This is a genomic window from Mycobacterium sp. IDUB_37 (assembly GCF_055419245.1).
Window position 1 is genome coordinate 817,683 of sequence record NZ_JBVAXG010000002.1, and the last position, 13,086, is coordinate 830,768.

Sequence of the window (13,086 nt, forward strand, 5' to 3'; positions counted from 1 at the left end):
AAAGATAGCCGCGGGTGGGCAATACTGAATATGTGGAGCTGCGCGATTTGTTGAAGGTCGACGTGAAGGCGGGCAAGCCCCTGTTCGACCAGCTCAGAACCGGGGTCATCGACGGAGTCCGGGCAGGTTCACTGCCACCGGGCACTCGGCTGCCGACAGTGCGCGAACTCGCCGGCCAGCTGGGCGTGGCCGCCAACACCGTGGCTCGCGCCTACCGCGAGCTCGAATCCGCAGCCATCGTCGAAACACGCGGACGCTTCGGCACTTTCATCTCACGCTTCGATCCCACCGACGCCGCGATGGCCGCGGCGGCCAAGGAATATGTCGAAGTGGCACGTGCTTTGGGCCTGACCAAGTCCGACGCGATGCGTTATCTCACGAACGTTCCGGACGAGTGAACTCCAACAGCGTCAGAACCGGTCGTACCGAGTCGAAGAGCCCAGCGCGATAGATCGTCGACATTGCGGCATTGAGCAGTCGTCCACGGCCCGGCGGCAGGTGCACATCGCGGACGGCGCTTACCCCGGGAACCGAATCGGCCAGATTGGCAGCCCCGGCTACCGAAAGGCTGAATGGCATCGCCGGCACCTTGTAGCGCAGCGAGGTGCGGAGGCCCAGCTTGGTGAACACGCTGAACCAGCGCGGCGGCGCATCAAATAGCATCTGGCCACCGGGAAACCGTTTGGCGCACTCGGCGATCAGCCCTAATGATTGCTCCGGCTCCAGGTACATCAGCAGGCCCTCGGCAGTGACGAAGACTCCGTCGGACGGGTCGACGGAGTCCATCCAGCTGTAGTCCAACGCCGACTGGGCGCGCACCGAGATCTTCGGCGACGCGGGCAACAGCCGGGTCCTGATATCGATGATCGGCGGTAAATCAACTGTCAGCCAATGGAATTGGCTGTCTGGAAGCGCAGCGTCCAAGCGCCAGAAGCTGGTCTGAAGGCCCTCTGCCAGCGCAACCACGGTGGCCGACGGATGCGCATCCAAGTAGGACTGCGCGGCGATATCGAAGGCACGCGCGCGCAGCGCAATGTCCTGGCCGGTGCGGCCGAACTTCGCGAAATCGAAGTCGATGGAATCGACCAGGGCGACCGCCTGCGGATCCTCGATGATCGCGTCGGGACGGCGGGCCTCGGTGGCTCTGGCGTTGAGCGTCAGCAAGGCCGTCTCGGAGACACCGGTGAGCGTGACCTTGTGGGCTGCGCGTTCGCTCACTTGAGCACCTTGCCCAGCGTGCGCAGGTTGCGTGTCGTCGTCGACGACTTGTACCGCTTTTTGCCCATCGTTTGTCCAATCGTGCTGTCCAGGGTGCTTCCCTTGGGCACCTGCCAATAGATGACGCCTTCGCCGCGGCCGATCTTTTCCTTGGGGCCCGCGGCCAGGTCCGCCAACTCGTCCAGCACCTCGGGATCGGTGACGAAGGTGACGTAGGACTGATACCCGTCGACTTCGCGCTCGAACGGGTACGCCTCGTCGATCGCGTGCACCGTCTCGACCTTGTAAGCGAGCACCCAGGCGTCGTAGCCGAACTTCTCCCGCAACGCGGCTTCCGCCTTCTTACGCACCGACGCGACCTGTGCGGACGACTCCAGCAGCACATTGCCGGTGGCCAGGACGGTGCGAACATTCTTGAAACCCGCGTCGGTCAATGCCTCGGCAACCTCGGCCATTTTGAGGTTGACGCCTCCGACGTTGACGCCACGGAGGAAGGCCGCGTACTTGGTCATGATCCGATTTCACCAGGCCGCCCGAAATGACGGGATTCCGGGAGGTCTCCCGCATGGCGCGGGGACGTAGGCTTTCGACATGGCACGCCAAGTGTTCGACGACAAACTGTTGGCCGTGATCAGCTGCAACTCGATCGGGGTGCTGGCGACCATCAAACGCGATGGGCGCCCGCAGCTGTCGAATGTGTCGTACTACTTCGACGCGCGGACCCTGATCCTGCAGGTATCCATCACCGAACCGCGCGCCAAGACGCGCAACCTGCGCCGCGATCCCCGGGCGTCCTTGCTGGTCGACGCCGACGACGGCTGGTCGTATGCCGTCGCGGAGGGCAATGCGGAACTGACGCCGCCGGCTGCCGCGCCCGACGACGACACCGTCGAGGGCCTGATTGCCTTGTATCGCAACATCGCCGGCGACCACCCGGACTGGGACGAGTACCGCGAGGCCATGGTGACCGATCGGCGGGTGCTGCTGACGCTACCGATCTCGCACGTGTACGGGATGCCCCCCGGCAAGCGGTGAGCAGGCTAGTCTCTCCCCATGGCTGAATCGAACGCCCCGGAAGACGCGACGTCTCCTGAGTCACCCGCAGACGCGGAGGACGACAACAAGCGCAAGTTCCGCGAAGCTCTGGACCGCAAGCTGGCCAAGTCGGCTGGCGGATCCGACCACAAGGACGGCGGCGGCAAGCAGTCGCGGGCGGCGCATGGCGCGGCGGGCAACCGTCGCGAGTTCCGCCGCAAGAGCGGCTAGCCATCGGCCGTCCGGGTCAGCCGCCCACGGCCTACTCCGCGACACATAATCGACAGACACGACACGCCGCGGAGCCTCGCAGTCGCTTATATCTCGAAGTACCTGCTGCGCGATCAGATCTCGGAGCTAGAGTTCGACCATGAAGCCGCTCTACCTCGCTACCGAACCCGAGGCCAATCAGCTGCTCTCTGAAAATCCGCTGGCCCTGTTGATCGGGATGCTGCTGGATCAGCAGGTGACCTTCGAAACCGCATTTGCGGGTCCGCAGAAGATTTCTGATCGCATGGGTGGTCTGGATGCAGCCGAGATCGCCGACTACGACCCCGACAAGTTCGCCGCGCTCTGCGCGGAAAGGCCTGCCATTCACCGTTTTCCGGGATCCATGGCCAAGCGCATCCAGACGCTCGCGCAGATCATCGTGGACCGCTACGACGGAGATGCCGCCGGATTGTGGACCGCAGCGGAGCCCGACGGGAAAGAGCTGTTGAAGCGGCTCAGAGCCCTGCCCGGATTCGGCGAGCAGAAGGCCAAGATCTTCCTCGCCCTGCTCGGCAAGCAGTACGGCGTGACGCCGGACGGCTGGCGGGCGGCGGCAGGGGAGTACGGCAAGTCGGGCACGCACCTTTCCGTCGCCGATATCGTCGATGCAGAGTCACTGGGACGGGTGCGCTCCCACAAGAAGCAGATGAAGGCAGCAGCGAAAGCTCAAGGAAAGGCAGCAACGTGAAGACACACATCACGTGTCCATGCGGAGAAGCCATTGTCGGCAAGGACGAGGATGAGTTGGTCGACCTGACTCAGGCCCACCTCGCAAGCGTTCATCCCGGTCTGGACTACGACCGGGACGCAATCCTGTTCATGGCCTACTAACCTAGGCTCGCGCGGCGCCCGCGACGGTGGTTACGGAACCACCGTCGAGCCGATGGTGGGCATGAACTGGCACTGATGCTCTTTGGTGGTGACCTGCCCGAAGATCGTCGACATGATGCTGCCCGACCCGGTGTCGACGATCGCGGTCAGCGTGGTGGGGCCGTCACCGTTGATGTCGGTGCGTGGGGTGAGGGTGGCGCTGCCGGATTTGCCGGTGGTGAGGTTGATCCACGTGACGTTCAACGGCAGTCGCTGCACAGCTGCAGGCCCCGGGGTGCCGACGGCGGTGAACACGTAGGCGGTCTGGCCGGGCTTGGGGCCCGGCGTCGGGATTGCGGCGGGACCCGCCACCGAAAGCGCTGTGGCGAGCGCGCTCGTGCCGTCCCCGAGGCAGTTGGTGCCGATCGACGGGTACATGAAGTCCTGAGTGGGCGGGGTGTCAGGGCCAAAACCCGGGGGCGCGGCGTTGGGGCCCGTCGCGGTAGCAGGCGCCACCGCGGGCGCGGGTGCGGGCGCCGGAGCCGGAACGGGGCTCGGTGCAGGAACGGCGGCAGGCGCGGCCGCCGGCGCGGGTGCGGGCGCCGCTGCGGGTGCCGGAGCAGGTGCGGCGGCAGGTGCGGGGGCGGGTGCTGCTGCGGGTGCCGGAGCAGGTGCCGGCGCGGCTGCCGGAGCAGCGGGGACACGCACGGGCACTTCAGCGGGCGGGGCCACCGCAGCTGGGGAAGCTGCGGGCGCCGGCCCGGCCGCGTGGTTGGGGTCGACCCCGGTCGGAAGGTGCGGCAGCATTCCCGGCTCAACGCCCGGCGGCGGGACATGCGGTGCCGTCTCGGGCGGGTTGACCGGCGACACTGCTGGTATCTGCGCGGTCAGGTGCGGCGCGGGAATCGCCGGGTCGGCCACGAACTGGTTGACCGAGGAGGCGACGTTCTTGGCTTCGGCGGGTGCCGACGGGTTCTGAGTGAAGGCTTGCGCCGCGGCCATGAGCAGCTGGGTTGCCGACGCCGGGTCGCTGGCCGCCTGCTGGATGATCGGACTCAACTGGGTTAACGCGGGCAGCCCAGGTAGCTGTTGGGTGGGGTTGGGCGGCGGCGTCGCCGGGTCGGCTGCCGCGCTCGGGCAAAGAGCGAACGCGGCAGCCGATGTCACGACGGCTGCGGCCAAACCTTTGGACAGACTCCAAGTGCTTGCCACGGTGTTTTTCTCCCGGTTTCTTAGTGGTAGGTCAGCCAGCTAGCAGACGGATCACGGAATCGCGGCGAGCAGCGACTGCGGTCCCGGAGGCGTCGCCGAGGTGCCCGCGGCCGCTGGTGCGCCCGTCAATCCCGGGATAGCCGAGGCCAGACCCGGCAACGCAGCCTGCGCGAGTCCTGGAATAGCCGAAGCCAATCCTGGGAGCGACGACGCGGGCGAGGCCGCCGGAGCAGGAGCTGTCGGAGCCTGCAGGATTGGGGTGTTCACTCCCGGAATGTTCGGAATCCCGGCCGGCGTCGCGGCCGGTGCCGGTGCTGGTGCCGCAAGTGCCGGAATCGGCGTGGTCACCCCAGGAATGGACGGAACAGTTGCCGCAGGAGCCGGCGCGGCCGCGGCCGCAGCCGGAGCGATAGGCGTGGTGAGCCCCGGGATCGGCGCGTTCACGCCGGGGATCGAGGGGACCGTCCCGGGGGCGGTCGCCGGTCCGGGAGCGGCTGCGGGTCCGGGAGCGCCGGCGGGGGCGGTTGCGCCCGGGATCACCGACGGCAGGTTCAACCCACCCGGAGCTGCGGGTGCCGGGTCCGGTGCGTGCAGCACACCCTGCGGCGTCGGCAGCACACCCTGCTGCGTCGGCAGCGTGGCCTGCGGCGCTGGCAAAAGGCCCTGCTGCGCAGGCTGCGTGGGCTGCGCCGCCGGCGGGACGGCGCCGAGGGCGGTCGCGAGGTTCTGCAGGATCTGCGGAGCGTTGGCCGCTGACGCGATGAGCTGCTGCGGAATGTTCGGCTGCGCCGGCGCTGGCGCCGGATCGGCGTGTGCGATACCGCCGGTCAGCAGTGCTGCGGACGAGCCGGCCAAAACTGCGGCCGCTCGTACGTAAGTCCAGATGGTTGGCATGACTCTCCCTGGTTGTCGATGGCAGGCCCGGGAGGACCTGTGAACGAAGCTATCGTGGTGCAGAAGTGACTCAAGTGACACGTGTGGCATTTATGGGATCGTTATTGATACGAGTGACAGCGGTGACCGGCGACCTGGGATTTGTGTCCCAGCCGTTATCAACCGTGATCAACGGGCGTGTCGCGCGTCGATCGCTCGGGTCGTTGGCTCGGGTCCGCGGCGACCCTCGCTAATGTCGGAGGGCTCGGGTCCGCGGCGCGCGGCTACGGCCGCGCTTGCGACCCTCGCTAATGTCGGAGGGCTCGGGTCCGCGGCGCGCGGCTACGGCCGCGCTTGCGACCCTCGCTAAAGTCGGGCAGATAGACACGACTTCGGCCGCCGCGGCGGCAGGTGAGACCCGGCGATCAAGCACCTCTTTGGCAGCTCGAATATCAGGCTTGGCGCCGTGGCTGCTGATCCTCAGCATCGTCGCGCGATTCGGCTGGACCTACCTGGCGCCGCACGGCGCGAACTTCGTCGACTTGCACGTCTACGTGGGCGGCGCCGCGGCGCTGGACCACCCGGGCACCCTGTACAGCTACGTCTACGCCGACCAGACGCCAGACTTCCCGCTGCCGTTCACCTATCCGCCGTTTGCCGCGGTGGTGTTCTACCCGCTGCACGTGCTGCCGTTCGGGTTGGTCGCGTTCCTGTGGCAGGTTGCCATCGTGGCGGCGCTGTACGGCGTGGTCCGGGTCAGTCAGCTCTTGATCGGCGCTGCGTCAGCGCGACGCGCCGCGATGGGCTGGACAGCCGTCGTCATCTGGATCGAGCCGTTGCGCAGCAACTTCGACTACGGCCAGATCAACGTGTTCCTGGTGCTCGCGGTGTTGTGGGCGGTCCACACCAGCCGGTGGTGGCTGTCGGGCCTGCTGGTCGGTCTGGCCGCCGGAGTGAAGCTGACGCCCGCTGTTGCCGGCGTCTACTTGCTGGGGGCCCGGCGGTGGGCGGCGGCGCTGTTCTCGTTCGCGGTGTTCCTGCTCACCGTCGGTGTATCACTGCTCGCCGTCGGCGATCAGGCTCGCTACTACTTCACCGACCTATTGGGCGACGCGCGGCGGGTCGGACCGATCGCCACCTCGTTCAATCAATCCTGGCGCGGCGCGATCTCGCGAATTCTCGGTTACGACGCCGGTTACGGCCCGCTCGTTCTGGCGGCGATCCTCGTCACCGCGGTTGTTGCCGTTCTGGCGTGGCGAGCGTTGCAGGCTTCCGACGCTCTCGGCAGGTTGCTGGTCGTCGAAATATTCGGGCTGTTGCTCTCGCCGATCTCATGGACGCACCACTGGGTGTGGCTGGTCCCGCTGATGATCTGGCTGATTCACGGGCCGCTGCGGGAGCGCCTCGGCGCGAAAATCCTCGGCTGGGGTTGGCTGCTGCTCACGCTCATCGGAGTGCCGTGGTTGCTGAGCTTCGCGCAACCGACGATCTGGGTGATCAGCAGGCCTTGGTACCTGGCCTGGGCCGGGCTGATCTACGTGGTGGCAGCTCTGGCGACGCTGGCTTGGGTCGCCTTGACCCGGCGGCCCCACGACCGAGCGTCACGCTAGCGTTGCTGCCGACGCTGAGCGCCACGCTGGCGTGACGCTCGGCAGAGGCGGGGCGATGCAGGCGAGTTGGCAGTTCCCCGAACGAAATTCGATGACTGCGTGCTCGACGTCGCGTCAGATGCCGACGATCCCGTTGATATCGCGGGCCATCTCGATGTCGTTTTGGGTGATGCCGTTCTCGGAATGCGTCACCAGCACGAAAGTAACTGTCCGCCAACGGATATCGATGTCCGGGTGGTGATCCTTGGATTCTGCGTGTTCGCCTACTCGGCGCACGGCGTCGATCCCGTCGAGAAATGCGGGAAACTTGACGGACCGGCGAATGGTGCCGTCGGCCCGCTCCCAGCCGTCGAGTTCCGGCAGCGCGGCGTCTACTTGCTCATCGGTTAGAACAGCCATGATTCGACGGTATACCCTCACTGCCCATGCCGAATCAGATCGTCGTCGCCGGAGCGATCATCTCCGGCGTAACGGTATTGGTGGCGCAACGAAAGCGGCCCCCGCACCTGGCGGGCATGTGGGAACTGCCCGGCGGGAAAGTCGTGGCCGGAGAGAGCGATCAAGCGGCACTGGCCCGCGAACTGAGCGAGGAACTCGGACTCGAGGTGGCCGATTTCGAGGTTGGGGAGCGCCTGGGCGACGACGTTGCACTGAATGAGACGACGATATTGCGGGCCTATCGGGTGCGGCTGATCCGTGGCGAGCCGGATGCGCGCGACCACGACGCCTTGCGCTGGGTGACAGCGGCCGGATTGCACGAAATCGACTGGGTGCCAGCGGATCGCGACTGGCTCCCGCATCTGGCTGCAGCGCTCCGCTGAAGTCGCCGACAGTACACGCCGGTACCCGTTGTTGTCACCGCGCAGCGCTTGGCCTACGGTCTTTTGCGTTGTGAACCGGTTGTCAAGAGCGAGGATCCGGGTGAGTCTTCTCGACCCGGAGCGACCGAGTCTTACCAACTGCATGCTGCGAAGGTCGGCTAAGCAATGTCGCACCTGAGTTCCTGGTGGATCAAGACCGACCAATTCGACTGGGTGACAACGTTTCTGCGACAGCGCGGCCTGATCCGATCGGCCCAGCGGATTCTGGCTACCATCTCTCTCTCCGCAGCTTTGGTGCCGCTCACCTTGTGGGTGACCCAACCGCGGGTCAGCGGAGCCAACGCGATCATCTGCGTGGTGGCGGTCGTATTCAGCGTCGCTTCCGCCGCCTTCTGGCTGACTCATTGGCCAACTCGCCTGCAGTCACGCTTCGCCGCCGTGACCGGGATGTTGTCGACCGCCGGCTGGAGTTTGTTCCAGCCCAGCGCGTCCTTCGCGGCGCTGGCGTGCACGGCTCTCGCAGTCACCGGCGGCTATATCGCGCTCTTCCACAGCCGGCGACTGTTGCTGCTCAACAGTCTGGTGGCAGTCGCGACGACGACGAACGCGGTGTTCCGGACGGCCGAAGAGAGCGATCTGGCGAGCGCCGCCGCCACCTTTTGGTTGATCTGGTTCCCCAACTTCTCCGTTCCGTTGATGATCTGGGGCATGTCGCAAGCGATGCAGACCTACGTTGAGCGCGCTGAGCAGGATTCGCTCACCGGCTTGCTGAACCGGCTGGCCTTCTCCGAGGCGATCACCACCCGACTTGCCAGCCCAGCGGCGGCGCACACCCATCTCGCGGTGTTCATGATGGATCTCGACGATTTCAAGCGGGTCAACGACACCCATGGTCATTCAGCCGGCGACCGGCTTTTGCAGGTGGTGGCCCGACTACTGCGCGAACACAGCCCTGCCGACGCGATCATCTGCCGTGCGGGCGGTGAGGAGTTTCTGATCGCGCTGACCTGCACCGTCGACCAGGTGACGCCGCTCGCGTCACGATTCTGCGAGGCCATCGCCGGCAATCCGGCGGGCATCACGGCCAGCATCGGGACGGCGAGCGCCGAACTGCGACTGCTGAGCAGCACTGACCATAGCCAGTGCATCGAAGAGCTCATCGCCCTGGCCGACAGCGCGATGTATGCGGCCAAACGCCGCGGCGGAAACCAGGCTTATCAGAGCGCGGGCCTCTGAAACCCAGCCACGAAAGCATCCAGTGCGGAGCTCGTTGAACTGCTCAGTTCGCTATTAACAGCTCCCCGCTGCCACAATCACCGACGTGCCTTTCCGTAATGTCGCCATCGTCGCTCACGTCGACCACGGCAAAACAACCCTGGTCGATGCAATGCTCCGGCAGTCAGGCGCCCTGACCCACCGCGGCGACGACACCCAAGAACGCATCATGGACAGCGGTGACCTGGAGAAGGAAAAGGGCATCACCATCCTGGCCAAGAACACCGCCGTGCACCGCCACAACCCAGATGGAACCGTCACGGTTATCAACGTGATTGACACCCCTGGTCACGCCGACTTCGGCGGTGAGGTGGAGCGCGGACTGTCGATGGTGGACGGCGTCCTGCTGCTGGTCGACGCCTCCGAAGGCCCGCTGCCCCAGACGCGGTTCGTGCTGCGCAAGGCGCTGCAGGCGCATCTGCCGGTGATCTTGGTGGTCAATAAGACAGACCGGCCCGACGCGCGCATCGATGAGGTCGTGCACGCCAGCCACGACCTGTTGCTCGACGTCGCGTCCGATCTCGACGAGGAAGCGGCTGCCGCCGCCGAGCACGCGCTGGACCTGCCGACGCTGTACGCGTCCGGACGCGCTGGCGTCGCCAGCACCACCCAGCCGGCCGACGGACAGAACCCGGACGGCGACAACCTCGACCCGCTTTTCGACGTGCTGATGGAACACATCCCGCCGCCGGTCGGCGACCCGGAGGCGCCGCTGCAGGCGTTGGTGACCAACCTCGATGCATCGGCGTTCCTAGGGCGGCTCGCCCTGGTTCGCATCTATAAGGGAAAGCTCCGGAAGGGCCATCAGGTGGCCTGGATGCGCGAGGTGGACGGGGTACCCGTCATCACCAACGCCAAGATCACCGAGTTGCTCGCAACCGAGGGCGTCGAGCGCACTGCCACCGATGAGGCCGAAGCCGGCGACATCGTGGCGGTGGCCGGGCTGCCCGAGATCATGATCGGCGACACGCTCGCCGATCCCGACCACGCCCATGCGCTGCCGCGTATCCACGTCGACGAGCCGGCCATCTCGGTGACGATCGGCACCAACACCTCGCCGCTCGCGGGCAAGGTGTCCGGACACAAGTTGACCGCCCGGATGGTCCGCAGCCGACTGGACACCGAGTTGGTGGGCAACGTCTCGATCCGCGTCGTGGACATCGACCGGCCGGACGCCTGGGAGGTACAGGGCCGTGGCGAACTCGCACTGGCGATCCTGGTCGAGCAGATGCGCCGGGAAGGCTTCGAGCTCACGGTCGGCAAGCCGCAGGTGGTCACCAAGACCATCGACGGCAAGCTGCATGAGCCGTTCGAGGCGATGACCATCGACTGTCCCGAGGAGTTTGTCGGCGCGATCACTCAGTTGATGGCTGCCCGCAAGGGCCGCATGGAAGAGATGACCAATCATGCCGCCGGTTGGGTCCGGATGGACTTCATCGTGCCAAGCCGAGGCCTGATCGGCTTCCGTACCGACTTCCTCACCCTCACCCGCGGCACCGGCATCGCCAACGCTGTGTTCGACGGCTACCGGCCGTGGGCCGGGGAGATCCGGGCCCGACACACCGGGTCGCTGGTATCGGACCGGGCCGGGGCTATCACTCCATTCGCGCTGATCCAGCTGGCCGACCGCGGCCAGTTCTTCGTCGAGCCGACCCAGGACACCTACGAAGGCATGGTCGTCGGGATCAATCCACGCGCCGAAGACCTCGACGTCAACGTCACCCGCGAGAAGAAGCTGACGAATATGCGGTCCTCGACCGCCGACGTCATGGAGACGCTCGCCAAGCCGCTCGAGCTCGATTTGGAGCGGGCCATGGAGTTCTGCGCGGCCGACGAATGTGTGGAGGTGACGCCGGAGGTGGTGCGGGTCCGCAAAGTTGAACTCGACGCCACCTTGCGGGCTCGTAGCCGGTCCCGCGCCAAGGCCCGGGGTTAGCTTGGCGCCATCTTCCGCGCACGAGCGTGACCACCCGGCGAGATCCGTCCGGATTCTGCGCAGCCCCGCTACGCTCGCGAGGCTGGCCAGTAGGCGCCTCGATAGCCTGGTGGGCGTGCTGCATCGAGCCCGCCATGTCCTGATGGCGATCGGTGTGCTGGTCGCCCTGATCGGCCTGGTGTTGTCGGGCTGTACGGTGAGCCCGCCGCCAGCACCGCAGAGCACCGACACACCGCACAGCACAGCCCCGCCGCCGCAGCATCCCACTCAGATCATCATGGGCATCGATTCGATCGGTCCCGGGTTCAATCCCCATCTGCTGTCCGACTTGTCGCCGGTGAACGCCGCGATCAGTTCCCTGGTGCTGCCGAGCGCGTTCCGGCCGGTGCCGGATCCCAATTCGTCGACGGGGTCGCGCTGGGAGATGGATCCGACGCTGCTGGTCTCGGCCGACGTGACCAGCGAGAACCCGTTCACGGTGACCTACAAGATCCGGCCGGAGGCGCAGTGGACCGACAACGCCCCGATCGCCGCCGACGACTTCTGGTATCTGTGGCGGCAGATGGTCAGCCAACCGGGTGTGGTGGATCCGGCCGGCTATGACTTGATCACGTCCGTCCAATCCCTCGAAGGCGGCAAGCATGCCGTCGTCACCTTCACACAGCCGTACCCGTCCTGGCGGGAGTTGTTCAACAACCTGTTGCCGGCGCACATCGTCAAAGACGTGCCGGGTGGCTTCGCGGCAGGACTGGCCAGGGCGCTGCCGGTCACCGGTGGACAGTTCCGGGTAGAGAACATCGACCCGCAGCGCGACGAGATCCTGATCGCCCGCAACGACAGGTATTGGGGTCCACCCGCCAAGCCCGCCCTGATTCAATTCCGCCGGGCCGGCGCGGCGGCCGCGCTGGCTGATTCGGTGCGCAACGGCGATACCCAGGTGGCCCAGGTACACGGCGGATCTGCCGTCTTCGCCCAGTTGTCGGCGATCCCTGACGTGCGGACCGCGCGGATCGTGACGCCGCGCGTCATGCAACTGACACTGCGGGCCAACGAGTCGAAGCTGGCTGATGCCCAGGTGCGTAAGGCGATCTTGGGGTTGGTCGACGTCGACCTGCTCGCCGCGGTGGGTGCCGGCAGCGACAACACGGTCACCCTGGACCAGGCGCAGATCCGGTCACCCAGCGACCCGGGCTACGTGCCGACCGCGCCGCCGGCGTTGGGTCGCACGGCCGCACTGGGCCTGCTGGAGGCCTCGGGATTCCAAATTGAAAGCAGCACACAGGTTTCCTCGACGCCGCCCGGAGCCCCGTCGACGACGACCCCGGTGAACACCGGCCCGCCCGAGGTGATCCGCGGCCGAGTCAGCAAAGACGGCAAGCAACTTTCGCTGACTATCGCGGTGGCCGCGAATGATTCGACCGCGGTGGCCGTCGCCAACACGGCGGCCGACCAGTTGCGCAACGTCGGGATCGCAGCGAGCGTGCTGGCACTGGATCCGGTGACGTTGTACAGCGATGCGTTGAACGACCACCGGGTGGATGCCATCGTCGGTTGGCATCAGGCCGGCGGCAACTTGGCGACGTCGTTGGAGTCGCGTTTCGGTTGTCCGGCACTACAGGCAACGGAAGTGCCGGGCCCACATGCGACGACCACCACCACTGCTGGACCGGCCAGTCCATCAGGCACCACTTCGCAGGCGGCACCGGACACCACTTCTGCGCCCACGACTCCTAGCCGAGCACCGGAGCCCGGTGCGCTGGTGAAGTCACCGTCGAACCTCACCGGAATCTGTGACCGCAGCATTCAATCGAACATCGATGCCGCGCTGAACGGCACCAAGAACATCAGTGACGTGATCACCGCGGTGGAACCGCGGCTGTGGAACATGTCGACGGTGCTGCCGATCCTGCAGGACACCACGATCGTGGCCGCCGGCCCGAGTGTGCAGAATGTCAGCCTGACCGGCGCCGTTCCGATCGGCATCGTCGGTGACGCCAGCCAGTGGGTCAAGATCGGCCAGTAGTCT

General features: G+C 66.2%; 14 protein-coding genes and 1 pseudogene. 10 read left to right on the plus strand and 5 right to left on the minus strand.

What is annotated here, in order from left to right:
* Positions 1-32 precede the first annotated feature (32 nt).
* The gene (locus ACZY1I_RS10465; protein WP_463754375.1) at positions 33-398 is read left to right on the plus strand and encodes a GntR family transcriptional regulator; all 366 of its coding nucleotides are present in this window, start codon (positions 33-35) and stop codon (positions 396-398) included.
* Here ACZY1I_RS10465 and ACZY1I_RS10470 read toward each other — a convergent pair.
* Positions 376-1,218, minus strand: a complete 843-nt coding sequence (locus ACZY1I_RS10470; protein ID WP_463754266.1) for a class I SAM-dependent methyltransferase — start codon at positions 1,216-1,218, stop codon at positions 376-378. The genes ACZY1I_RS10465 and ACZY1I_RS10470 overlap by 23 nt on opposite strands.
* Positions 1,215-1,730, minus strand: a complete 516-nt coding sequence (locus ACZY1I_RS10475) for a DUF1697 domain-containing protein (RefSeq protein ID WP_463754267.1) — start codon at positions 1,728-1,730, stop codon at positions 1,215-1,217. Before ACZY1I_RS10475 ends, ACZY1I_RS10470 begins: the two co-directional genes overlap by 4 nt.
* A gap of 79 nt (positions 1,731-1,809) precedes the next feature.
* Here ACZY1I_RS10475 and ACZY1I_RS10480 point away from each other — a divergent pair, with 79 nt between their 5' ends.
* From ACZY1I_RS10480 to ACZY1I_RS10495, 4 genes are all read left to right on the plus strand, one after another.
* Positions 1,810-2,253, plus strand: a complete 444-nt coding sequence (locus ACZY1I_RS10480) for a PPOX class F420-dependent oxidoreductase (protein ID WP_463754268.1) — start codon at positions 1,810-1,812, stop codon at positions 2,251-2,253.
* A gap of 18 nt (positions 2,254-2,271) precedes the next feature.
* Positions 2,272-2,484 (plus strand): DUF5302 domain-containing protein, encoded by a 213-nt coding sequence (locus ACZY1I_RS10485; protein WP_463754269.1) that lies wholly within the window; start codon positions 2,272-2,274, stop codon positions 2,482-2,484.
* Between the two features lie 139 nt (positions 2,485-2,623).
* Complete coding sequence (locus tag ACZY1I_RS10490; protein ID WP_463754270.1) at positions 2,624-3,211, plus strand: HhH-GPD-type base excision DNA repair protein; 588 nt, start codon at positions 2,624-2,626, stop codon at positions 3,209-3,211.
* A complete protein-coding gene (locus ACZY1I_RS10495) occupies positions 3,208-3,354 on the plus strand; it encodes a DUF1059 domain-containing protein (RefSeq protein ID WP_463754271.1) in 147 nt (48 codons plus the stop codon). Before ACZY1I_RS10490 ends, ACZY1I_RS10495 begins: the two co-directional genes overlap by 4 nt.
* Before the next feature lie 30 nt (positions 3,355-3,384).
* Here ACZY1I_RS10495 and ACZY1I_RS10500 read toward each other — a convergent pair whose 3' ends face one another.
* Both ACZY1I_RS10500 and ACZY1I_RS10505 read right to left on the minus strand, forming a co-directional pair.
* Positions 3,385-4,584: an Rv1157c family protein gene (locus ACZY1I_RS10500; protein ID WP_463754376.1), complete on the minus strand. Its 1,200-nt coding sequence runs from the start codon at positions 4,582-4,584 to the stop codon at positions 3,385-3,387.
* 138 nt (positions 4,585-4,722) lie between these two features.
* Positions 4,723-5,439 (minus strand): annotated as a pseudogene (locus tag ACZY1I_RS10505) (hypothetical protein); the annotation flags it as partial.
* Between the two features lie 290 nt (positions 5,440-5,729).
* On the opposite strand from ACZY1I_RS10505, the gene ACZY1I_RS10510 reads away from it, so the two are divergent.
* The gene (locus ACZY1I_RS10510; protein WP_463754272.1) at positions 5,730-7,028 is read left to right on the plus strand and encodes a mannosyltransferase; all 1,299 of its coding nucleotides are present in this window, start codon (positions 5,730-5,732) and stop codon (positions 7,026-7,028) included.
* 114 nt (positions 7,029-7,142) lie between these two features.
* Here ACZY1I_RS10510 and ACZY1I_RS10515 read toward each other — a convergent pair whose 3' ends face one another.
* Positions 7,143-7,427, minus strand: a complete 285-nt coding sequence (locus tag ACZY1I_RS10515; protein ID WP_463754273.1) for a 4a-hydroxytetrahydrobiopterin dehydratase — start codon at positions 7,425-7,427, stop codon at positions 7,143-7,145.
* 26 nt (positions 7,428-7,453) lie between these two features.
* Here ACZY1I_RS10515 and ACZY1I_RS10520 point away from each other — a divergent pair, with 26 nt between their 5' ends.
* From ACZY1I_RS10520 to ACZY1I_RS10535, 4 genes are all read left to right on the plus strand, one after another.
* Positions 7,454-7,849, plus strand: coding sequence for a (deoxy)nucleoside triphosphate pyrophosphohydrolase (locus ACZY1I_RS10520; protein ID WP_463754274.1), 396 nt, complete (start codon positions 7,454-7,456; stop codon positions 7,847-7,849).
* A gap of 165 nt (positions 7,850-8,014) precedes the next feature.
* Positions 8,015-9,085 (plus strand): GGDEF domain-containing protein, encoded by a 1,071-nt coding sequence (locus ACZY1I_RS10525; protein WP_463754275.1) that lies wholly within the window; start codon positions 8,015-8,017, stop codon positions 9,083-9,085.
* A gap of 85 nt (positions 9,086-9,170) precedes the next feature.
* On the plus strand, positions 9,171-11,060 hold the full coding sequence (gene typA, locus ACZY1I_RS10530; RefSeq protein ID WP_463754276.1) for a translational GTPase TypA: 1,890 nt from the start codon (positions 9,171-9,173) through the stop codon (positions 11,058-11,060).
* A 142-nt stretch (positions 11,061-11,202) separates the two neighbouring features.
* Entirely contained in the window at positions 11,203-13,083 is a 1,881-nt protein-coding gene (locus tag ACZY1I_RS10535) for an ABC transporter family substrate-binding protein (protein WP_463754377.1), read from the plus strand.
* The last annotated feature ends 3 nt before the right edge of the window (positions 13,084-13,086 follow it).

Bases quoted from the DNA above. Each gene is read 5' to 3' on its own strand.
- ACZY1I_RS10480 (WP_463754268.1), top strand. From the start codon at position 1,810: ATGGCACGCCAAGTGTTCGACGACAAACTGTTGGCCGTGATCAGCTGC.
- ACZY1I_RS10510 (WP_463754272.1), top strand. From the start codon at position 5,730: ATGTCGGAGGGCTCGGGTCCGCGGCGCGCGGCTACGGCCGCGCTTGCG.
- ACZY1I_RS10490 (WP_463754270.1), top strand. From the start codon at position 2,624: ATGAAGCCGCTCTACCTCGCTACCGAACCCGAGGCCAATCAGCTGCTC.
- ACZY1I_RS10515 (WP_463754273.1), bottom strand. From the start codon at position 7,427: ATGGCTGTTCTAACCGATGAGCAAGTAGACGCCGCGCTGCCGGAACTC.
- ACZY1I_RS10485 (WP_463754269.1), top strand. From the start codon at position 2,272: ATGGCTGAATCGAACGCCCCGGAAGACGCGACGTCTCCTGAGTCACCC.
- ACZY1I_RS10525 (WP_463754275.1), top strand. From the start codon at position 8,015: ATGTCGCACCTGAGTTCCTGGTGGATCAAGACCGACCAATTCGACTGG.
- ACZY1I_RS10535 (WP_463754377.1), top strand. From the start codon at position 11,203: ATGGCGATCGGTGTGCTGGTCGCCCTGATCGGCCTGGTGTTGTCGGGC.
- ACZY1I_RS10520 (WP_463754274.1), top strand. From the start codon at position 7,454: ATGCCGAATCAGATCGTCGTCGCCGGAGCGATCATCTCCGGCGTAACG.
- ACZY1I_RS10475 (WP_463754267.1), bottom strand. From the start codon at position 1,730: ATGACCAAGTACGCGGCCTTCCTCCGTGGCGTCAACGTCGGAGGCGTC.